The organism is Tenacibaculum ovolyticum DSM 18103, assembly GCF_000430545.1.
Classification (GTDB): domain Bacteria; phylum Bacteroidota; class Bacteroidia; order Flavobacteriales; family Flavobacteriaceae; genus Polaribacter; species Polaribacter ovolyticus.
Genome location: NZ_KE387165.1, coordinates 26,712 through 47,172, shown reverse-complemented (window position 1 = coordinate 47,172; position 20,461 = coordinate 26,712). Strand labels below are relative to the sequence as shown.

22 protein-coding genes are annotated in these 20,461 nt (G+C 29.1%); 13 read left to right on the top strand and 9 right to left on the bottom strand.

Annotated elements, in window-relative coordinates:
* Positions 1-172: 172 nt before the first annotated feature.
* Together H518_RS0116580 and H518_RS0116575 are read right to left on the bottom strand one after the other, a co-directional pair.
* Positions 173-790 carry a hypothetical protein gene (locus H518_RS0116580; RefSeq protein WP_028890107.1) on the bottom strand — a complete coding sequence of 206 codons (618 nt, stop codon included), beginning with the start codon at positions 788-790 and terminating at the stop codon, positions 173-175.
* Positions 774-1,256 carry an RNA polymerase sigma factor gene (locus H518_RS0116575; protein WP_028890106.1) on the bottom strand — a complete coding sequence of 161 codons (483 nt, stop codon included), beginning with the start codon at positions 1,254-1,256 and terminating at the stop codon, positions 774-776. Before H518_RS0116575 ends, H518_RS0116580 begins: the two co-directional genes overlap by 17 nt.
* Before the next feature lie 120 nt (positions 1,257-1,376).
* Between H518_RS0116575 and H518_RS0116570 the strand changes: the two genes are divergently transcribed.
* Genes H518_RS0116570 through H518_RS0116520 form a run of 11 tightly spaced genes read left to right on the top strand, consistent with a single transcriptional unit; the run spans position 1,377 to position 7,014 of the window.
* Positions 1,377-1,883 carry a GbsR/MarR family transcriptional regulator gene (locus H518_RS0116570; protein WP_028890105.1) on the top strand — a complete coding sequence of 169 codons (507 nt, stop codon included), beginning with the start codon at positions 1,377-1,379 and terminating at the stop codon, positions 1,881-1,883.
* A 38-nt stretch (positions 1,884-1,921) separates the two neighbouring features.
* Entirely contained in the window at positions 1,922-2,299 is a 378-nt protein-coding gene (locus H518_RS0116565; RefSeq protein ID WP_028890104.1) for a hypothetical protein, read from the top strand.
* Positions 2,296-2,646: a hypothetical protein gene (locus H518_RS20115; RefSeq protein ID WP_051263824.1), complete on the top strand. Its 351-nt coding sequence runs from the start codon at positions 2,296-2,298 to the stop codon at positions 2,644-2,646. The genes H518_RS0116565 and H518_RS20115 overlap by 4 nt, the downstream gene beginning before the upstream one ends.
* Positions 2,643-3,134 carry a hypothetical protein gene (locus H518_RS20110; protein ID WP_051263823.1) on the top strand — a complete coding sequence of 164 codons (492 nt, stop codon included), beginning with the start codon at positions 2,643-2,645 and terminating at the stop codon, positions 3,132-3,134. Before H518_RS20115 ends, H518_RS20110 begins: the two co-directional genes overlap by 4 nt.
* Positions 3,135-3,157: 23 nt before the next feature.
* Positions 3,158-3,532 carry a hypothetical protein gene (locus H518_RS0116550; RefSeq protein ID WP_028890103.1) on the top strand — a complete coding sequence of 125 codons (375 nt, stop codon included), beginning with the start codon at positions 3,158-3,160 and terminating at the stop codon, positions 3,530-3,532.
* A gap of 42 nt (positions 3,533-3,574) precedes the next feature.
* Positions 3,575-4,048: an SRPBCC family protein gene (locus H518_RS0116545; protein WP_028890102.1), complete on the top strand. Its 474-nt coding sequence runs from the start codon at positions 3,575-3,577 to the stop codon at positions 4,046-4,048.
* Entirely contained in the window at positions 4,045-4,440 is a 396-nt protein-coding gene (locus H518_RS0116540; RefSeq protein WP_028890101.1) for a DoxX-like family protein, read from the top strand. The genes H518_RS0116545 and H518_RS0116540 overlap by 4 nt, the downstream gene beginning before the upstream one ends.
* Positions 4,427-5,161 (top strand): DUF2071 domain-containing protein, encoded by a 735-nt coding sequence (locus tag H518_RS0116535; RefSeq protein WP_028890100.1) that lies wholly within the window; start codon positions 4,427-4,429, stop codon positions 5,159-5,161. Before H518_RS0116540 ends, H518_RS0116535 begins: the two co-directional genes overlap by 14 nt.
* Positions 5,152-5,898, top strand: a complete 747-nt coding sequence (locus tag H518_RS0116530; RefSeq protein WP_028890099.1) for a class I SAM-dependent methyltransferase — start codon at positions 5,152-5,154, stop codon at positions 5,896-5,898. Before H518_RS0116535 ends, H518_RS0116530 begins: the two co-directional genes overlap by 10 nt.
* Positions 5,899-5,907: 9 nt before the next feature.
* Positions 5,908-6,303: a hypothetical protein gene (locus tag H518_RS0116525; RefSeq protein ID WP_028890098.1), complete on the top strand. Its 396-nt coding sequence runs from the start codon at positions 5,908-5,910 to the stop codon at positions 6,301-6,303.
* Between the two features lie 6 nt (positions 6,304-6,309).
* Positions 6,310-7,014, top strand: coding sequence for a YqjF family protein (locus H518_RS0116520; protein WP_028890097.1), 705 nt, complete (start codon positions 6,310-6,312; stop codon positions 7,012-7,014).
* A gap of 115 nt (positions 7,015-7,129) precedes the next feature.
* Here the strand turns inward: H518_RS0116520 and H518_RS0116515 are convergent, their stop codons facing one another.
* The 6 genes from H518_RS0116515 to H518_RS0116490 all read right to left on the bottom strand — a co-directional run bounded on the left by H518_RS0116515 (position 7,130) and on the right by H518_RS0116490 (position 14,554).
* The gene (locus H518_RS0116515) at positions 7,130-7,681 is read right to left on the bottom strand and encodes a hypothetical protein (protein WP_155995257.1); all 552 of its coding nucleotides are present in this window, start codon (positions 7,679-7,681) and stop codon (positions 7,130-7,132) included.
* 119 nt (positions 7,682-7,800) lie between these two features.
* Positions 7,801-8,376 carry an RDD family protein gene (locus H518_RS0116510; RefSeq protein ID WP_028890095.1) on the bottom strand — a complete coding sequence of 192 codons (576 nt, stop codon included), beginning with the start codon at positions 8,374-8,376 and terminating at the stop codon, positions 7,801-7,803.
* A gap of 253 nt (positions 8,377-8,629) precedes the next feature.
* Positions 8,630-9,052, bottom strand: coding sequence for a hypothetical protein (locus H518_RS0116505; protein WP_028890094.1), 423 nt, complete (start codon positions 9,050-9,052; stop codon positions 8,630-8,632).
* A 598-nt stretch (positions 9,053-9,650) separates the two neighbouring features.
* Positions 9,651-10,343 (bottom strand): DUF547 domain-containing protein, encoded by a 693-nt coding sequence (locus H518_RS20105; protein ID WP_051263822.1) that lies wholly within the window; start codon positions 10,341-10,343, stop codon positions 9,651-9,653.
* Positions 10,344-10,355: 12 nt separating this feature from the next.
* Complete coding sequence (locus H518_RS0116495) at positions 10,356-10,991, bottom strand: peroxiredoxin-like family protein (protein ID WP_028890093.1); 636 nt, start codon at positions 10,989-10,991, stop codon at positions 10,356-10,358.
* A 110-nt stretch (positions 10,992-11,101) separates the two neighbouring features.
* Positions 11,102-14,554 carry a methylmalonyl-CoA mutase family protein gene (locus H518_RS0116490; RefSeq protein WP_028890092.1) on the bottom strand — a complete coding sequence of 1,151 codons (3,453 nt, stop codon included), beginning with the start codon at positions 14,552-14,554 and terminating at the stop codon, positions 11,102-11,104.
* Between the two features lie 1,185 nt (positions 14,555-15,739).
* On the opposite strand from H518_RS0116490, the gene H518_RS20645 reads away from it, so the two are divergent.
* Positions 15,740-17,941 carry an alkaline phosphatase D family protein gene (locus H518_RS20645; protein WP_051263821.1) on the top strand — a complete coding sequence of 734 codons (2,202 nt, stop codon included), beginning with the start codon at positions 15,740-15,742 and terminating at the stop codon, positions 17,939-17,941.
* Between the two features lie 61 nt (positions 17,942-18,002).
* Here H518_RS20645 and H518_RS0116475 read toward each other — a convergent pair whose 3' ends face one another.
* Positions 18,003-18,881 carry a LysR family transcriptional regulator gene (locus H518_RS0116475; protein ID WP_028890090.1) on the bottom strand — a complete coding sequence of 293 codons (879 nt, stop codon included), beginning with the start codon at positions 18,879-18,881 and terminating at the stop codon, positions 18,003-18,005.
* 79 nt (positions 18,882-18,960) lie between these two features.
* Between H518_RS0116475 and hutH the strand changes: the two genes are divergently transcribed.
* Entirely contained in the window at positions 18,961-20,448 is a 1,488-nt protein-coding gene (hutH, locus tag H518_RS0116470) for a histidine ammonia-lyase (protein WP_028890089.1), read from the top strand.
* Positions 20,449-20,461 lie beyond the last annotated feature (13 nt).

Genomic DNA, 20,461 nt, shown 5'->3' with positions numbered 1-20,461 from the left:
AAGTTTTACGGGGGTTATACATTAATTATGTTAAATATCAAACAAAACACTTTAATACACAATGTTTTAAGTAAAAAAAGTAATAAAATTTATGCCGTAGTTTTATTATTTATTATGAAAAAATAAGTTGTGGAAAACAAAAAAATCAGAACTTAAATAGCAGTTATACGTTTTAGTAACTTAATTCTTCCATCTCTTTAATAATAGTATCTAATTTCGAAATTAATGTACCGTATAAAATTTTAGTAGATATTTTATAAACGATTATTCCAATAAAAAAAACTATAATAGCAACGATTAAACCAATACCTAAAACTTCAAAAATTGTAGTATCACTTGATATGAAATTAGAAAAGAAGCTTTTTTCTTTAACAGTATAGGCTAGTGTAAAAATTGATAATACAGCTAAAGGAATTGCAAACATAAATAACTTTTTTGTTGCCCTCATTATTGAGTTTATAATGCTCTTATAATTTTTTAAATAGGTTAAATTATCTGATCCTACATCAATACTATCAAATTGACTTAGTAGTTTGCTATTAAAATAATATAAACATAAAATTAAAAAAGTTCCGTAAGCTCCAATAATAGGCTCTGATAAAAGAATACCGCCAATAAGAACAATTCCTGCCATAGGTAATAACCCTTTGTTATCTATCTCATAGGTTCTTCTTATTTTATTGATAACCGATTTTGATTTTTGATTGTATAATCCATTTATTTTTGGAGCAATTAAGGCCTGTTCGTTAATAAATGCTTCGTTCCATATTTTTTCAATTGATTTTTCCATCTAGTATAATTTTTAATTGTTTTTTAATTCTGTTAATACGAACTGCAATGTTATTTGGGCTGGTACCAATAATTGCAGCAATTTCTTTGTGCGGATTTTCTTCTAAATGCAATAAAATAACCGCTCTGTCTGTCTCTGACAATTTTTTTATAGCGTCATACAGTAAATTCAAATTCTCATCCTTAAAAGCGGTGTTTTTTTCAGACTCTTCATGAAGTATTTCTACATTAGTACCTCTTCGTTTGTTTTTCTTATTTAATGTTAGGCAAACATTTAGGGTAATTCTGTATATCCAAGTACTCCACTTCGATTTTTCTTTAAAAGCATCCTTACTTTTCCAAATTTGCAAACATGCCTCTTGATAAAAATCTTCAAAATCCTCTTGAGAATCTGTATATGCTCTACAAATTTTAATTATAAGCCCTGCATGCGGCATTATAGATGTTGTGTAAAAGTCGTTACTCAAAATTGTTTTTTATTGATTAGTATTCATAGAATTAAAAGTATTACAAGATAGCGTAAAAAAATAAATTATTTTATTTTCAATAATTATTGAAAGTTTAATAAAATGTTATATATTTGCTGTATGAATTTAGAAGCTGCAAAATTAAAGTACATACATACCTGGGGAAGTTTAGCAACTAGCTGGGGTATAAATAAAACAATGGCGCAAGTTCATGCACTATTATTAGTGTCTACAAAACCTTTATCGGCAGATGATATTATGGAAACTTTACAAATTTCGAGAGGAAATGTAAATATGAATGTAAGGGCATTGATTGATTGGGGAATTGTAAGCAAGGAATTTGTAATGGGAGAACGTAAAGAGTTTTTTGTAGCAGATAAAGATATTTGGGAGTTATTTAAGCAAGTTACCAAAGAGCGAAAGAAGCGTGAGATTGAACCTGTTTTAAAAGTTTTAGAAGAATTACAAACGGATGTTGAAGAAGAATCGGAAGATGTAGAAGCTTTTAAAAAGGTAATGAAAGACCTATCTACCGTAACAACTACTGTAAATAATATTCTTGATAAAACGATAAAGGCTGATGAACACTGGTTATTATCAAGCTTTACAAAAATGATAAAAAAGTAAAAAAATTTGAAAATAAACTTTCAATAATTTCTGAAACTATGAAAATAAATATCTCAATTATGACGTGGATTAATAGAATTTTAATAATTCCGTTTTTAGTATTACTATTAATTGGAATCGTAGAAAAAGAATATTTCTCATTAGCAGCTGTTTTAGCTTTTTTTATTGGTATTTATCAAGTGTTTTCATTTTTAATGACTCTTTTTTATTTGAGGTTTATAGATATGAAATACTGCAGGCTAATTCTAGGTTATTTTAGTATGGTAATAATCTATTTTATTTCACTGTATGTTGTAGATTATTTTTATAAAAACTCTATAAATGAAGGATTTATTTGGATAACAATGTGTGTTATACCAGTATTGTTATCAATCTTTTGGACATATATTTTAGAAACTTTAAAAAAAGAAATATGAATCAACTCACTTATGTTATTTATATTTTATTATCAAGTGCTATCGTTATTTGGGTAGGAAATATGTGCTATAAAAACGGACAGGTATATATTTTAAATTATTTTCCAGATAGAATAGCTTTTGGAAATGGTATTAACAAACTACTAAGAATTGCATATTATTTATTGAATATAGGTTTAGCTGTTTGGAGTTTACATTCATTAAAAGAAATTACTAGTACAGTAGCAATGATTCTAGAAATAAGTAGTCGATTGAGTTACATTTTATTGATTATAGCTTTGTTACACATGCTAAATATTTATACAGTATATCTAATTCATAAACAATTTAAAAACAAAACAGTATGAAGTTAAGTTTAGAAAAAGATTGGCAAAAAATTAAAGTACACTTTAAAAAAAGTTTCGGAGTAAATATGCACGTTTCTATAGCTTCAGTAAACGTACATAATGAACCAACAGTTACACCAATAGGTTCTTTGTTTTTAAATAAAAATCAAACAGGTTTTTATTTTGAAAAATTTGCAACGAAACTAGGTGAAAATGCTAAAGAAAATAAAAGTGTTTGCATACTAGCAGTGAATTCAAGTAAATGGCTTTGGCTTAAAAGTTTGTTTAAAGGTGTTTTTTCTGAATATCCAGCTGTGAAATTGTATGGTGAGTTAGGTGTAAAAAGAATAGCTACAAGTAATGAACTACGCGCTATGCAACGAAGAGTAAAATCAACCAAAATATTAAAAGGAAATAAATATTTATGGGGAGATATGCCGATGGTACGTGAAGTAAAGTTTACCAAAGCAGAAAAAATAAACCTAGGTAAAATGACTAGAGAATTATAATAAAAACAATTAAAAATAAAATTATGAACACATCATTAGAATTAATCGCGTATTTAATTTATTTACCAATTAGTATTGGATTAACAACACTTGTATCTCAACATCTTTTTAAAAATAGTAAAATTTTTATGTTAGATATATTTCATCAAAAAGTTGAAATAGCTATGGCAACCAATAAGCTTTTTAAAATTGGTTTTTATTTATTAAATATTGGTTTTGCGTTAAGAATTATCAAAATCTATGGATTGGTAGATTATAAAGATCTAGTTGAAACCTTAAGTAGTAAAATAGGTGGTTTTTCAATCTATTTAGGAGTTGTAATGATCTGTTTCATTCTCTTTTTCTTAAAAGGAAGAAAAGCAAGTAGGCAAGGAGAAACTGAAACAATAAAAGAGTAAGTAGTTCGTGTAAAAAATAATGATCACCTAAAAAGAAAAACTATGCCTACAATTGTATTATTCACCAAAGTAAAAGCAGCTCAAAAATTAGTTTTTGACCTTTCTAGAAGTATAGATTTACATAAAATTTCTACTAAAAAAACAAATGAAAAAGCAATTTCAGGGAAAACGGAAGGATTAATAGCGTTAAATGAAACGGTTACTTGGAGAGCGAAGCATTTGGGTATATATCAGAATTTCACATCAAAAGTAATAGGTTGTGATTCACCAGATTATTTTGCAGACATAATGCTTTCAGGTGCTTTTAAAAGTTTTAGGCATGAACACTATTTTTCATATGAAGATAATATAACAACTTTGGTGGATGTTTTACAGTATGTTTCTCCATTAGGAATGTTGGGTAAATTAGCAGACCTATTGTTTTTGAAAAGGTATATGACCAACTTTCTAATTCTTAGAAATGATACCATAAAAGAATTTGCAGAAACAGACAAATGGAAAGAAATACTTACATGAGTTTAAAAGTAATCAATAGTTTAGTAACTTATTTTATTAGTGCTATTTGGCTAATAAATGGACTTTTCTGCAAGATTTTAAATTTTGAACCAAGGCATCAACAAATTGTTTCAAGAATTTTAGGTGGTGAATATGCTAGTGAATTAACCCTATTAATAGGATTATCAGAACTAGTAATGGTGGTTTGGATTTTAAGCCAATTTAAATCTAGATTAAATGCTATTTTTCAAATAACAATAGTTCTTGTAATGAATGTTATAGAATTCTTCTTTGCTTCAGATATATTACTTTGGGGTAAATTCAATATTGTTTATGCCTGCTTGTTTGTTGTATTGGTGTATTACAATGAATTTGTATTAATTAAAAAAATAAATAAAGATGTCGTTTCTTAAGAATCATTTATTTGGAGTAGAGGCTTTTTTTGAAAGTTCACTTGTTTTAACTTTTGCTGTACCAAAAGAAGAATTAGCAGAGTTAATACCAGAATGTTTAGAGTTGGATTTATTTAAAGATAAATGGGCGTTTATAGCAATGGCAACAGTGCAAACAAAAAACTTAAGACCAAAAGGGTTTCCTAAGTTTTTAGGAAATGATTTCTTTCTAATAGGCTACCGTGTTTTCGTTCGCTATACGAATGCAAAAGGAAAAAAATTACGAGGGTTGTATATTTTAAAGTCAGAAACAAATAAAAAAAAGATGGCTTTTATGGGGAATATATTCACACATTATAATTATACAACTACAGATATTAATCAAATTAAAAAAGAAGTTGTTACAGAAATATATTCAAAAAAATCTAAATTTAAGATCGTAACGAAAGAAACTATAGGCGCTATTGATTTACCTAAATTATCACCTTTTGATAGTTGGAAAGAAGCAAGAAGGTTTGCAGGCCCGTTACCCTTTACGTTTACGTATAATGAAAAATCAAAAGAAGTCTTAATTATTGAAGGAGTACGGAAGAACTGGAAACCAAAACCTGTAAATATAACAGCGTATGATATTTCTTTTTTAGATGATTTAAAACTAGAAAAAAGTGTGCTAGCCAATGCTTTTAAAATAGAGAACGTACCGTATTACTGGAAAAAAGGAGTCGTAGAGTTATGGAAGTAGCGAGAAGAAAATTTCAAGGAGTTTTAAATATTTTAAGCTTTAATAGGCACTTCTATATTGTCGGTTTAATCGTTCTAGCAGTATTAATTGGCAGTCAGTTTTTATTAAAATGGCCAAATGGTTTGTTCTTGGGGGGGCTATTACTATTTCTTTATGGGTTTATAATGCCATTAATAGTCTCGATGTATGTGTATGATTTTTCAAAGTATTATACATTGTCTTGGTTGGATAGTATTATAAAAATTAAGCCTGAAAGTATGGTAAATATAAATGCAGGATTTGATGAAACAAGTTTTATTATTAAACGTAAATTTCCAAATGCAAGCTTAAAAGTTTTTGATTTTTACAATGTAAAAGAACATACCGAAGCAGCTATTGTAAGAGCTAGAAAGGTAACAACGGAATATCCAAACACACAAGAAATTAAGACAAGTTATATTCCATTAGAAAATGCATCTGTAGATGTTGTTTTTTTGTTGTCAGCAGCTCATGAAATAAGGAAAGAATCTGAGAAAGTTCAGTTTTTAAAAGAGTGTTACAGAATTTGTAAACCAGAAGGGAAAATAATAATGGTAGAACATTTACGAGATTTTCCAAATTTCTTAGCATTTTCAATAGGATTTACACATTTTTTTTCTCGAAAAGTATGGAAAAGAGTATTCAAAAAAGCAGGTTTTAATTCTGTTTCAGAGGTTAAACTTACGCCATTTATGTCTGTTTTTAGTTGCAATCCATAAAAAATATCTATGTATATTCATTTAAAAATAATAGGAGTATTATTAACTCTACTAGCCTTTTTGCATATCGGATTTTCAAAATATTTTAATTGGAAAGAGGAGTTAAGTACATTGAGTTTAATTAATCAACAAATGATGAAGGTTCATACCTTTTTTATAGCTTTTGTTGTTTTTTTAATAGGTGTTTTATGTTTTACATCAACAAAAGAAATTATTGAAACAAACTTAGGCAGAAAAATAGCCTTTGGTTTATCTCTTTTTTGGTTTGTGAGGCTCGTTTTTCAATTCTTTGTATATTCTCCGATGTTATGGAAAGGGAAAATATTTGAAACAATAATGCATGTTTTGTTTACACTGTTTTGGGGGTATTTAAGTACGGTTTTTTTTATAATATATTTAAATTAAAAAAATATGAGTTTTTTAAATGCAGAGTGGCGAAAGTTAGTAATGATTAATTACGAAGTAAATCCAGAAATATTACAAAAGTATGTGCCGAATGGTACTGAACTCGATTTTTTTAATGATAAATGCTATGTTAGTGTTATTGGTTTTATGTTTTTAGATACTAAAATATTAGGAATGAAGATTCCGTTTCATAGAAACTTTGAAGAAGTAAACCTTCGGTTTTATGTAAAAAGGAAAGTTAATAATGAATACAAAAGAGGTGTGGTGTTTATTAAAGAAATCGTACCAAAATCGGCAATTACATTTGTTGCAAATACCATTTATAATGAAAATTATGAAACCTTACCAATGAAACATGTATGGGAAGAGTCTGATGAAAAATTAAAGGTTTCTTACCAATGGAAAAAAGCTAAGAAGTGGAATGAAATTTCTGTTGAGGTTTCAAATATTTTGTGTGGAGTTGAAGAGAATTCAGAAGCTGAATTTATTGCAGAACATTATTGGGGCTATGCTAAAAATAAAAATATAACAACAGAGTATGAAGTGAAACACCCAAAATGGAAACAGTATTTGGTGGAAGATTATAAAGTTGCTATAGATTTTTTAGCAACTTATGGAAAGTGCTTTGAAGAGTTAGAAAATCAGAAACCAACCTCCGTATTTTTAATGGAAGGCTCAGAGATTTCAGTAGAGAATAAAATAGTGTTCTAAAAAAAAACAGCTAAAAATAGAGAAGGATATTAATTTGAGCTTAGCGTAATATTGAGTAAAACTAATGAAGAGCTCGTTTTTATTTTTACCTCAGTTCTTTGTTGTACATAGTTTTTTATTTCAAAATAATCCATCCATTTTCTGTTTTCTCATAATGATACAAGTTATCTAATCCAGTCCCACAAATTAGAAATGGTCGATAATCATAATCTCTAATAACTGCAGTTTTCGTTTCAGGGTTATAAATAGGATAGGAAACATTATGAACATGTTTTCCATTAAATTTTATATTCCATAATGCTTTTAAATCTATAGAATCATTTTTTTTAAAGAAGGTATTGTATTCATCCCATTCCACTACTGTTATGTTTTTTATTTTGGCTGTTTTCCAATATTCAGAAATGAAAATCGGATAAAAATCTGGGTTTTCAGGGAAATTTAAAACTTTATCAGATTCTATAAATGTATGTTTAAATTTGGGTTTTTTCAACTGTCTATTATTCCAAAATATTATTGAGTCTCCTTCATATTTTTTTAGTTGTTCGATAAAGTGGTCGTTAATTATTTCATACGCATCTTGTTCGGTAAATTCAGATGTTACTTTTTTAGCTTTCTGTTTACAACTAAATAGTAGAATTAAAATAGATATGATTGTTAGTTTTTTCAAATTGTGTAGAACGTGTTTGTGTATGGTCAATGGTGTTTAAGTAATAAAATCCGTGAAAAATTTTGTAAACAGGTTAAAACCAGTAATTAATTTTATACTTTGTAGGTAAATCGTTTTTTTTAATTCATATTTGGCCACATTAAACTTAATCCATAAAAGTAAAATCCACCAATTACTAAAATTCCGATAAAATTCAGTTTCAATGTTGTACTTTTTAAATCTGTCCAAATCGATTTTAATTTTTCTTTTTCAGATGCGATTACTTTTGTATTAGCAAAAAAGTCTCCGATTCGTCTTTTAGGACTTAATAAACTAATAACCACTTCTAATGGCCAAGCAATACAGATTGTCAAATTCCGTATGAAGCATTGTAATTCATTGGCTGGACTATTTGTTTTTCGGTCGATTACTTGATATCCTAAAATCCGTTTCGCAGGACTTTTGGCATTGAAAAAATCTTTGTTTAGGTAAATAAAGAATGGAATGAAAATTAAGGCTATTCCAAATTCTTTATTCAAATTATCTTCAAAATTTAACACAAAAACAAATATTAAAATTGCCAATGGCACAACTATAAGACACATTATTATATGGTCAATTAACATACTTAAAATCCGATGAATTTTTGGGTTCCTTGTACCATAGTTATAAATACCTCCAACTAATCCATTGGAATTACACTGTTTATTCGTCATTTTTAAATGTTTCTTAACTTGTTTATATATATTCTTCTTACCTTATTATTCTGGCATATTAGAGATCTATGTAGAATTTTTGAATAATAAATGTAGTACTTTTTTATAAGCTATAAAACGGTTTTTTTATGTTAGATAGTTTTGTTATTGAAACATGTATTTAAACCTATTGTATTTATAACCAAAAATTCTCAGGTAAATGTTACCTGAGAATTTAAAACTTACACAATTTATTGGGTTGGGGGTAATTAAATTAGTGTCCTTGTTCTTCTAAGAAGTTAAAACTACTCGAATTTTTAATGTTTACTTCCTCAGAAAAATCACCATGAATAATTAAATTATTTTCATGACGATTAATTAATTTACTCATTTTGTTACGGTTTAATAATAAAACAGTTTTAGAACCAGAATGATCTTTAGCTTCTAAAATATTCTCACCATTAAATTCAATAATCCATCCACTTTCTTTGATGTTCTTTTCGTACTCTAATTCGATTATTGGCATTTTATAAAAACGATAATCTTGTATATAGCCTAACTCTATTTTTAAACGTAAATTACCACCTTCAACAGTGTACGAACTTTCTTTTAAACCAGCCTCTTCTAAAGAAAACTTGTTAAAAGCAGGTTTATCCATTACAATTTTTAACTGTCCTTCTGTTGTACTTAATTTCATAATTGATCTTTTGATTTTTGTTTATACTAATTTACGACTACTAATTTTTTAGAAAAATGACTTTTATCATCATTCCCTAAAATTATATGAGCTCGACATGAAAATTTTTGATTTTTAAATTGTCACTTCGAGTGATTTTTGATAGAAAATAGTATCGAGAAGTATAATTTAAAAAGGAAAAAGGTTGTTCTCGATACTAATATCAATTCGGACATAATATAATCGGTAAAATACATTTACTTTTCTACTATTTCTTCGTTATAAAATTGAAATATAGCTAAGGCTATGTTTCAATTTTATGTCTTAAACTAGCGAAAATTAAAACGTATTTATTTACAATCATTTTATATCCGAATTGGTATAAATTCTTCCAGAATTTCACTCGAACTGACACCTTTTTCTTCTGTCGAATTCACATTAAAATTGAATAGTTTTTTGTTAAATATTTAAAGCTACAAATATTCTATAAATAGAAAATTTTGCAAACAAAAAAACTCACAAATGGATGTGAGGGCATTGCCTTCTATATTGTTTACGTAATTTTAAATAAAGCTTCGGTAATTTGACTTAGAAAAGAAGAATTTGGTAGCGATGGTATTTAAATTTCATCTTTAAAGTTCGCTAAATCTTCTTCCCAAGAATATTCTTTGTACTTTATTTTATAATCAGAAATATCTTTACCTAGTTGCGTTTTAAATATATTTTTAATTCCTTTTATGTCTCCGAAATCGGCTAAAAACCATTTAAAAAGAGCTGTTGTATGTATTTCTTTTTTATCAGGATAAAAATCGGTTTCACTTTCTAAAAAAGATTGAGTAGCTAAGTTTAATTCTTCTTCAAGATTTAAAGGAGTGTAAAAGGCAATTGGCGGACAACTTTTTGCACCACAATTTAATGCAAAGTGAATACGATAATCAATTTTAGAGACGGCAAGTTTTTTAATTATTTTAGGAGGAAATAAATTAGCAATAAAACCCAATGAATATTTATAACGATACCTTCTTAATATTCCGTGTTCTACATCATCTAAACTAAACATTGTACCAGCAATTGTAAATAGCTTTTTCTTGTAGATAATTTGTTTGTTAACTTTCTCTTTTTCTCTTAATATTTGATAAAAAGCATTGTAGATGTTAATCCAAAATGCTTTTTTTTGAGTATCATTAATAAGCGAATTATTTAATTTTTTAAAATCGAAACAGGCTAACTCTAAACGAATTTCTGAGACGTTTTTATCTAGTTTTACATGAAGTAAAAGTTGCTCAGAAAGTTTATTTAAGTGTTTATACATTATTAAAATATTTTAAAGAGCAGCGATAATAGCTAAAGGATCGGCTCTTAATTTATAATCTTCAACAATATAATCGTACGTTATTTTTTTATCTGTATCAATAATATAAGTTGCAGCAATAGGCAATTCGTTCTCATTATTTCCTTGACTTTTAAGAAGGTTAATTCCAAAGCTATTATAAAGAGTTGTTAAGTTTTCTGGTAATTTATATAGTAAACCTAAAGACCTTGCTAAATCATTATTGCTATCTGTTAAGATTTCAAACTCTAAATTATTTTTTTCTTTTGAATTAAGAGAATTATCAGGCGTTTCTGGCGTAATTGCAATAAGCGTAGCTCCTTTGTCATTAATTTCAGGAAGTGCGTTTTGCAATGCTTTTAAAGCTAAATTACAATATGGGCACCAACCGCCTCTGTAAAAAGTAAGTACTATTTTCCCTTTTTTAAGAAGTGTATTAAGAGCGGTTAATTCACCAGTTGCATTAGGTAAAGAAAAATCAGGAAATGTATCACCTGTTTTTATAACCTCGGCTAATATATTTGTTTTTTCTAGTTCGGTAATAGCAGCTTTCATGATGATTTGAGGCTCACCAGGATGCCTTTTTTCACTATTATCGGCTAATTCTTTTAATTGTTGTGTAAGTGTCATAATTACATTTTAAAATGTAGTCTCTTTTTTATGATTAACATTACGTATTAAAAACAAAAAACCTCACAAGTAAATGTGAGGTTCTATAATTATTAGCAAACATTGTTTGCTTACATATTTCTTCTGTATTGTCCACCAACTTTAAATAAAGCTTCGGTAATTTGACCTAAAGAACAGAACTTTGTAGCTTCCATTAATTTGTCAAATAAATTTTCATTCTGAACAGCTGCTTTTTGAAGAATCGCTAATTGTTCTTGAACTTTACCATCATTGGCTTTGTTTAGTATCTCTTTTGTTTTTATTTGATACTTTTTTTCTTCTTCGGTAGCACGAATAACTTCTGCAGGTTGTACTGTTGGAGAACCTTTAGAACTCAAGAAAGTATTTACACCAATAATAGGGAATTCTCCTGTATGTTTTAAGGTTTCGTAGTACAAACTCTCTTCTTGTATTTTAGAACGCTGATACATTGTTTCCATAGCTCCTAAAACACCACCACGTTCAGTAATTCTATCAAACTCTAATAAAACAGCTTCTTCTACTAAATCGGTTAACTCCTCAATAATAAAAGCTCCTTGAATAGGGTTTTCATTTTTAGTTAAACCTAATTCTTTGTTGATAATTAACTGAATTGCCATTGCTCTACGTACCGATTCTTCAGTAGGTGTTGTAATAGCTTCGTCATAGGCATTTGTATGCAATGAGTTACAGTTATCATTAATAGCGTATAAAGCTTGAAGCGTTGTACGGATATCGTTAAAATCAATTTCCTGAGCGTGTAAAGAACGACCAGAAGTTTGAATATGATATTTTAACATTTGTGCTCTTGAATTAGCACCGTATTTATATTTTAAAGCCTTAGCCCAAATTTTACGAGCAACACGACCAATTACTGAATATTCAGGGTCAATTCCGTTAGAGAAAAAGAATGATAAGTTTGGTCCGAATTTATTAATGTCCATACCACGAGATAAATAGTATTCAACATAAGTAAATCCGTTAGATAATGTTAAAGCCAATTGTGTAATAGGGTTGGCTCCAGCTTCGGCAATATGGTATCCAGAAATAGAAACTGAATAAAAATTACGTACCTGTTCTTTAATAAAATATTCTTGTACATCACCCATTAAGCGTAATGCAAATTCTGTAGAAAAGATACACGTATTTTGTGCTTGGTCTTCCTTTAAAATATCAGCTTGTACAGTACCACGAACTTGAGCTAGTGTTGTTTTTTTAATTTCTGCATATACATCTGCAGGTAAAATCATATCACCAGTTAATCCCAATAATAGTAATCCTAAACCATCATTACCTTGAGGTAAATCTCCTTGGTAAACAGGTCTTTCTAAATTTTTTGAATCATAAATTTCCTTAAATTTAGCTTCAACTAATTCTTCTAAGTTATTTTCTTTAATGTATTTCTCACAATTCTGATCGATAGCCGCATTCATAAAGAAACCTAACAACATTGGCGCAGGACCATTAATCGTTAAACTTACAGAGGTTAAAGCGTGTGTTAATTCGAAACCAGAAAATAATTTCTTAGCATCATCCAAACAACAAATTGAAACTCCTGCATTACCGATTTTTCCATAAATATCAGGTCTAACTCCTGGATCATTACCATACAGCGTTACACTATCAAAAGCTGTAGATAAACGCTTTGCAGGCATTCCTAAACTTACATAATGAAAACGTCTGTTTGTACGTTCTGGTCCACCTTCACCAGCAAACATTCTTGTTGGGTCTTCCCCTGTTCTTTTAAAAGGATATAATCCTGCGGTATATGGAAACTCTCCAGGAACATTTTCTTGTAAATTCCAACGTAATAAATCTCCCCAAGCTTGGTATTTTGGTAAGGCTACTTTCGGAACTTGTGTGTGTGATAAAGACTCACTGTGTGTATCTATATTTATAACTTTATCTCTTACTTTAAAACTATAAACAGGGTCTTTGTATTTTTTAACTTTCTCTTTCCAGTTTAAAATAACTTCCCAGTTATGTGGATCAAGATTTAGTTTTACTTTATCAAATTGAGCAATTAATAATTTTAAAAACTCTTTGTCGTCTTGAGCGGAGTCGAGAGATAAAATTTCATCCTGATCAATTCCATTTTTAGAAATGAAAGACGTCTCGAGCGCACTCGACGTGACATTTACAATCGAAAGAATTGTTTGATGAATACCATATAGTTTTTGAGCAACGATAACTTGGTCATCTACTTTTTTATCATACGCTCTGTTGCTCTCAGATATTTCTGATAAATAACGAACTCTACTAGGTGGAATTACAAATATCTTTTCAGACATTTCTTTGGTAATTTCCATACTAGATTTTAAATCAACTCCAGTTTTTTCAACCAATTTATCCATAATACGTTTGTATAGCGTATTCATTCCCGGATCGTTAAATTGAGAAGCGATAGTTCCAAAAACAGGCATGTCATCCATATGAACATCCCATAAATTGTTGTTACGCATGTATTGCTTTTTAACATCACGTATTGCATCTAAAGCACCACGTTTGTCAAATTTATTAATGGCTACTAAATCAGCAAAATCAAGCATGTCAATTTTTTCTAACTGAGTTGCAGCACCAAATTCAGGAGTCATTACATACAATGAAGTATCTGAATGCTCTATAATTTCTGTGTCAGATTGTCCAATACCAGAAGTTTCTAAAATAATTAAATCAAACTCAGCAGCTTTTAAAACCTGTACAGCTTCGTTTACATATTTAGATAAGGCTAAGTTTGATTGACGGGTAGCTAAAGAACGCATATAAACACGTTCGTTATTAATGGCATTCATACGAATACGATCTCCTAACAAAGCACCACCTGTTTTACGTTTTGATGGATCTACAGAAATTAAACCAATAGTTTTTTCTGGAAAATCAATTAAGAAACGACGAACTAATTCGTCTACTAAACTCGATTTACCAGCCCCACCAGTTCCTGTAATTCCTAAAACGGGTGTTTTAGAATTTTTATTTTTTTCATGAATTGTATCTAAAGTTTCTTTAGCTACTTCAGGAAAATTTTCGGCAGAAGAGATAATACGAGCAATGCTTCCTATTTCTTTTTCTGCTAAATGATTAATTTCTCCGTTTAAAATATTTCCAATAGCAAAATCAGAAGTTTTTACTAAATCATTAATCATTCCTTGTAATCCTAACTCACGACCGTCATCAGGAGAATAGATACGAGTAATCCCGTAATCCATTAATTCCTTAATTTCTTCAGGAAGGATTACACCACCACCACCACCAAAAATCTTGATGTGAGAAGCTCCTCTTTCTTTTAGTAAGTCATACATGTATTTAAAATACTCAGTATGTCCTCCTTGATAAGAGGTCATTGCAATAGCATTAGCATCTTCTTGTATTGCACAGTTTACTACTTCTTCAACACTTCTATCGTGCCCAAGATGAATAACTTCAACTCCGGTAGATTGAATAATTCTACGCATAATATTTATGGCAGCATCGTGTCCATCAAATAATGAAGCGGCTGTTACAATTCTTACTTTATGTATTGGTTTATAAGGTGCTATTTGTTCCATTCGTAAATTTTATAGAAAATTGATGGTGCAATTTACGAATTTCTTAAAAGAAATTAGGATTCTTTCATTAATTATAAATAGTAAAGGAAAGCCCAAGTTTTTCTTTTCTCTAAATAATACAAATTCTCTTCATTTAGATAGGCTTCTCGCTCAAAACTTAAGTTTTTATATGCTTTAAAACTATTTCGATATTTTAAAAATTTAACAAACCATTCAAAAAAATAAAAAAGGTAAAAGAAAACAATAAGGAGCTCTTTTTGTTGACGTAAATGAATTTTTTCATGATTTACAAGCTCATAATTAAGTTTTAAATCTTTTCGTTTTAAAAAGATGAAAGGAAAGAGCGTAATACCAACAAACCCTTTGGGAACGATATGTTTAGAGATGAAAATCACTGGCCAAAGATACTCATTTTTTTATGGAATGATTTAAAATTTAATATACAAGTATATGAGATAGCCCAAGAGGAATTGATAAATAGTTGAATAAAAGTATTGATAAAAACGAATTAAATAATTAGCTAAATTATTATATGTTGCCTTTGTAAGTGTTAACTATTGGTTAGTAGTTTTTTAAATAAAAGTTACAGTAATGTTATGAAATTTAACTTTTGGTTAAGTTACTATGCATGCATAGTATTTACTTTAATAATAGTTTAGTTTCGTGTAAAAATTTTAAAATATGTCCCTTCAAAAACTATTAACGACACTTCATTTAAGTATTGTATTCACCTCATTGGCAGGTAATGATAAAATACCGATTAGTCTTAACCGAGAATCCTTTAACTACTATTATAATTGGTTGGCATCAAACTTCAGAAAACAACCCTAAGAGCGTATTATGAAGCTGAATTTTTTTGGTATAGATTGATACAATTATCCTTTATAAAAAGAAATCACTAAGCAAGTGAATTCTAAATTAATGAATAACAGTTTTGTAAAGTTATCGAACTTAATCTCTAATGCAACTTATGTTTTGGAATTAAAGATTCTAAAGAAGTTGGGAATATTGAAATAGCGATATACTCAGCTTTAGGAAATTGATGTATAAAGATAGTTATGCTCTAAAAAAATCAAACCATTACGATTAACACTGAATTTTTTTTAGTGGAGAATACTTTATTAAAGTAAAAGGAAACAATACTAATAAAACGATTACCAATTAACTTATTAAAAACTAACACAAATGTATAAAAGATTAAACTACATTATAATAGCAGTTTTATTGCTAGCTATTACAACGATTAATGCCCAAGAAGAAGGTGTTGTAACTAAAATTGCGAGATCATCTAAAAATGGAGCCATAGAAGATTATTTTGATACTTCTTTAGCTCCGTTTTATCACGGATTAGCTTCAGGAGACCCTTTAAAAGATGCTGTGGTTATATGGACACGTATAACAACAAATAATGCAGCAGTTAATGTTAGTTGGAAAATGGCAACAGATGTTAATTTTACAAACATTGTAAAACAAGGAAGTGTAGTTACAAACGATAAGGTAGATTATACTGTTAAAATAGATGTTAGAGATTTAGAACCCAATACATCATACTATTATCAATTTGAAGCACTAGGAAAAAAATCGATAATAGGAAAAACAAGAACCTCACCAACAGAGAACGTGAGTAATGTACGTTTTGGAGTGGTTTCATGTTCAAATTATCAAAATGGATATTTTAATGCTTATAAAGAATTAGCAAAAAGAAAAGACATTGATGCTGTAATTCATTTAGGAGATTACATTTATGAATATGAAAGCGGAGGTTATGGATATAAAAAATCTATAGGCCGTGGGCATTTACCTAAGAACGAGATTGTAACTTTAAATGATTATAGAATTCGTTATTCATATTATCGTTTAGATCCAATGTTAAGAGAGTTACACCAACAACATCCTTTTATTCTTATTTGGGATGATCATGAGTTTGCGAATGATGCAGATAAATTTGGAGCCGAAAATCATACAGAATCAAAGGAAGGAAGTTGGGAAACAAGGAAAAATAATGCTTACAAAGCATATTTTGAATGGCAACCAGTTAGAGCTAATTCAATACAAGAATATCGATTATATAGAAGTTTTTCTTATGGAAATTTAGCAGATTTGTTAATGTTAGATACTCGAATAGAAGGAAGAGGGGAAACATTAGCTAATAAAGGAGTCGTTGTAAAAGAAAAGAAAAAGCATACTAAAGAAGAAAAGCTGAAAAGTAAGGTAGAAAGGATGGTTAAAACACAAGCTGTTGAAACTCCAGAAGAAATTAAAATAGCTTTAGAAGAAATTATGCCATATTTTATTGAAACATCAAAGCTAACAAAATCAGAAAAAGAATTTGTACTAGATGGAATAACAAGTTTGGTATATAGTTATAAAACTGTTGGAAAAAGAAGGGCAGATTCAAGGTTTAATGAAGATAAATTAGTTTCATTACTTGAAAAATCACTTAAGAAGGGTGATTTAAAAAAAGAGTCAATAGAAAAAACGGCAGGACGAAGCGCATCTTATAAATCAATATTAGGGAAACCTCAGTTTGATTGGTTATTAAATAAATTATCAAGTTCAAGTGCTACATGGCGAATTATAGGAAATCAAGTAATGATGATGTACTATAAAGGAGTGCCAACAAAAGATGCTTGGGATGGATTTACAGAAGAGAGAGCTAAGATTTATAAATACATAAGCGATAATAGTATTGATAATATTGTAGTGTTAACAGGAGATATTCATAGTACTTATATAGGTAATACAATGTACAATGATAAATGTTTAGCGGCAGAATTTATTGTGCCAAGTGTAACCTCGCAAAATTTAGATGCAGCAGGAGGTGTTGCTGCAAGTATTGCAGAATGGTATACCAAAAAGTTAAATAAACACATGAAAGATGTTAATTTAACAAAACATGGTTATTATATTTTAGATGTAAAAGAAGATAGAGTACAGGCAGATTGGTATTTTATGAAAGATATTACAAAGCCAAATACAGGTCAATATCACTACAAAAGTTATTACGTAGATAAAGGAGTATGCGGTGTGAAGTTAACAAGTAATGTGTCAAAAAAATCTGCTGATAAAAATTATGGAGATTATGTTAATTATATAAAAGCAAAAGAAAATAAAGATATTAAAGAAACATTTGTTGTGTTAGGAATATATCCTAATCCAATGTCTGAAAAAGGTAATGTTCACTATTTTGTTCAAAAAGAATGCAGTATTACTGTAGAGATATACAATCTTGCAGGTATAAAAATAAAAACTTTAATTTCAAATAAAAAACATGCTAAAGGAATTTATAACATTGGTTTTAATGTAGGGCAATTAGCAAAAGGAACTTATGTCGTAAAGATGAATTCAGGAGATGTAAATTATACTAAAAAAATTAGAATTAAATAATAATATAGTTTTCGTTGTAAAGCTTAAAAGGTTGTCTAAATATTTAGACAACCTTTTTTATTTAAATTATTTTTAGAAGGGAGTCAACAATAGGATTTCTATTGTTTTTATCCCAAACTACAGATAGCGTGGTGCGTTGAGAAATGTTAGAAAGTTCAATAAACTTAACATTCATATCATACCCATACTGTAGCGATTTAGGAACAATTGACAAGCCAAAATTATTTTCTACCAGTTTATAAATTGATGCAGCGTGAATTGTATTGTGAGATACTATAGGAACAAATTTACTATCATCAAAAATCTGCATTACTTTTTCGTAATAAGAGGGACTATATGAGGGATCGAATAGAATGAAAGATTCATCTTTTAATTGATGTAAACCTTTAAAATTATCTTTATTTACTAAATGATTTTTAGGCAATACTAAACAAAATGATTCTTTTAAAATTGGTTTAATTGAAAGTCCTCTTGGTACGCGATCTAATCTTACAAAACCTATATCAATATCTTGAGATAATAAGCTATCAATTTGTTTTTCGTTATCTAGTTCTTTTAAACCAAATTGAACATTAGGGTGTTCTTTTTTAAATTCAATTAATAGGTTAGGAATAATTTCTTGCATTGCAGAACCTACATAACCAAAATTTAAATGTCCATCTTTTCCATCTTGTAATAATCTGGCGTAGTTAAAAACGTGCGCTAAGTTTTTTAAATTTTGCGTAAGTTCTTTTTTTAAGTATTTCCCAACTTCAGTTAATTCGACTTTTCTATTATTGCGAATAAACAACTTAATATCTAAGTCATCTTCCATTTGTTTTATTTGCCTACTCAATCCAGGTTGAGAAATATAAAGACGTTCAGCAGCTTTTCTAAAGTGTAAATCTTCAGCAACGGCTAAAAAATAACGTAAATGACGAAGTTCTATTTGATTACTCATAGTTATCAGTTGATGACTTTATAAGTCTTGTTGGTTATCAAAAATAAAAATAACTTTGTTAAAAATAAAACTAAAACGGATGTTTAAATACGGAATAGATAAATTAACTGTAAATAAGGTAATTGCAATTGCTGAGGGTACTTTAAAAGCTGTAATTACTAGTGATGCAGAAAATAAGGTAAATGAATGTAGAAGAAAGGTAGAAATAATGGCAAATTCAGATGTTGCTACTTACGGTATAAATACTGGTTTCGGTCCTTTATGTGATGTGCAAATTTCTCCAGAAGAAACAAGTAAATTACAAGAGAATTTATTAATTACACATGCTGTTGGTGTTGGAAATCCTATTGATAAAAAATTATCTAAAATAATGATGATTTGTAAGGTGCAAGCACTTTGTCAAGGTTTTTCAGGAGTACGTATAGAATTGATTGAGCGTATTATTTATTTTATTGAAAACGATTTATTACCTGTTGTTCCTGAACAAGGATCAGTAGGTGCCTCAGGAGATTTAGCACCATTATCTCACTTGTTTTTACCGTTATTAGGAGAAGGAGAATTTTGGCAAGGAGATGATATTTTATCAGCGAAAAAAGTATTAGAGAAAAATAACTTAGCGCCGTTAACTTTAATGGCAAAAGAAGGTTTAGGCTTAATTAATGGAACGCAGTTTATTTTAGCGCATGCTATTTTAGGTTTAAATAAAATGGAATATGTGTTAGATTTAGCTGATGTTACTGGAGCTATGACTTTAGAGGGATATTCAGGAAATGTTTCTCCATTTAAAGAAGAATTACACAAGATTCGTCCGTTTAAAGGGAATTTAAAAGTAGCAGAACGCATGCGTATGTTGTTAAAAGATTCTGAAAACGCAGCTGATGATAGTTTTCCAAGAGTACAAGATCCATACTCAATCCGTTGTATGCCTCAAGTACATGGAGCATCGAGAAATGCATATGCGCATTTAAAAGAATTAGCAGAAATAGAAATGAACTCTGTAACTGATAATCCTATTGTATTAAGTGAAACAGAAGCAATTTCAGGAGGTAATTTTCATGGTCAGCCATTAGCAATGGCATTAGATTATACATCAATAGCCGTTTCTGAGCTAGGAAATATAGCAGACAGACGTTGTTATTTATTATTAGAAGGAAAGCACGGTTTACCTAGGTTATTAACCGAGGCTGGAGGATTAAATTCAGGATTTATGATTCCACAATACACAACAGCAGCATTGGTTACTGAAAATAAATCATTATGTTTTCCTCCATCAGCAGATAGTGTTCCAACTTCGTTAGGACAAGAAGATCATGTTTCTATGGGAAGTATCTCTGGACGAAAATTTAATCAAATTTTAGGAAACTTAGATAAGATATTGGCAATTGAATTTATGTACGCTGCGCAGGCAATGGATTTTAGAAGGCCAAATACATTTTCTCCTATTATTGAAGAAAACTTTAAGTTAATTAGAAGTAAAGTTGCTAAATTAGAAGAAGATCGTGTACTTAAAGATGATATAAACGCATTAATAAGTATGGTTAAAAATCAAGAATTTACAGTCCGTTAAAAAAAGAAATTAT

Bases quoted from the DNA above. Each gene is read 5' to 3' on its own strand.
- H518_RS0116490 (WP_028890092.1), bottom strand. From the start codon at position 14,554: ATGGAACAAATAGCACCTTATAAACCAATACATAAAGTAAGAATTGTA.
- H518_RS0116565 (WP_028890104.1), top strand. From the start codon at position 1,922: ATGAAAATAAATATCTCAATTATGACGTGGATTAATAGAATTTTAATA.
- H518_RS0116580 (WP_028890107.1), bottom strand. From the start codon at position 790: ATGGAAAAATCAATTGAAAAAATATGGAACGAAGCATTTATTAACGAA.
- H518_RS0116570 (WP_028890105.1), top strand. From the start codon at position 1,377: ATGAATTTAGAAGCTGCAAAATTAAAGTACATACATACCTGGGGAAGT.
- H518_RS0116550 (WP_028890103.1), top strand. From the start codon at position 3,158: ATGAACACATCATTAGAATTAATCGCGTATTTAATTTATTTACCAATT.
- H518_RS20115 (WP_051263824.1), top strand. From the start codon at position 2,296: ATGAATCAACTCACTTATGTTATTTATATTTTATTATCAAGTGCTATC.
- H518_RS20645 (WP_051263821.1), top strand. From the start codon at position 15,740: ATGTATAAAAGATTAAACTACATTATAATAGCAGTTTTATTGCTAGCT.
- H518_RS0116530 (WP_028890099.1), top strand. From the start codon at position 5,152: ATGGAAGTAGCGAGAAGAAAATTTCAAGGAGTTTTAAATATTTTAAGC.
- H518_RS0116520 (WP_028890097.1), top strand. From the start codon at position 6,310: ATGAGTTTTTTAAATGCAGAGTGGCGAAAGTTAGTAATGATTAATTAC.
- H518_RS0116505 (WP_028890094.1), bottom strand. From the start codon at position 9,052: ATGAAATTAAGTACAACAGAAGGACAGTTAAAAATTGTAATGGATAAA.
- H518_RS0116535 (WP_028890100.1), top strand. From the start codon at position 4,427: ATGTCGTTTCTTAAGAATCATTTATTTGGAGTAGAGGCTTTTTTTGAA.
- hutH (WP_028890089.1), top strand. From the start codon at position 18,961: ATGTTTAAATACGGAATAGATAAATTAACTGTAAATAAGGTAATTGCA.
- H518_RS0116510 (WP_028890095.1), bottom strand. From the start codon at position 8,376: ATGACGAATAAACAGTGTAATTCCAATGGATTAGTTGGAGGTATTTAT.
- H518_RS0116540 (WP_028890101.1), top strand. From the start codon at position 4,045: ATGAGTTTAAAAGTAATCAATAGTTTAGTAACTTATTTTATTAGTGCT.
- H518_RS0116495 (WP_028890093.1), bottom strand. From the start codon at position 10,991: ATGACACTTACACAACAATTAAAAGAATTAGCCGATAATAGTGAAAAA.
- H518_RS20105 (WP_051263822.1), bottom strand. From the start codon at position 10,343: ATGTATAAACACTTAAATAAACTTTCTGAGCAACTTTTACTTCATGTA.
- H518_RS0116475 (WP_028890090.1), bottom strand. From the start codon at position 18,881: ATGAGTAATCAAATAGAACTTCGTCATTTACGTTATTTTTTAGCCGTT.
- H518_RS20110 (WP_051263823.1), top strand. From the start codon at position 2,643: ATGAAGTTAAGTTTAGAAAAAGATTGGCAAAAAATTAAAGTACACTTT.
- H518_RS0116525 (WP_028890098.1), top strand. From the start codon at position 5,908: ATGTATATTCATTTAAAAATAATAGGAGTATTATTAACTCTACTAGCC.
- H518_RS0116545 (WP_028890102.1), top strand. From the start codon at position 3,575: ATGCCTACAATTGTATTATTCACCAAAGTAAAAGCAGCTCAAAAATTA.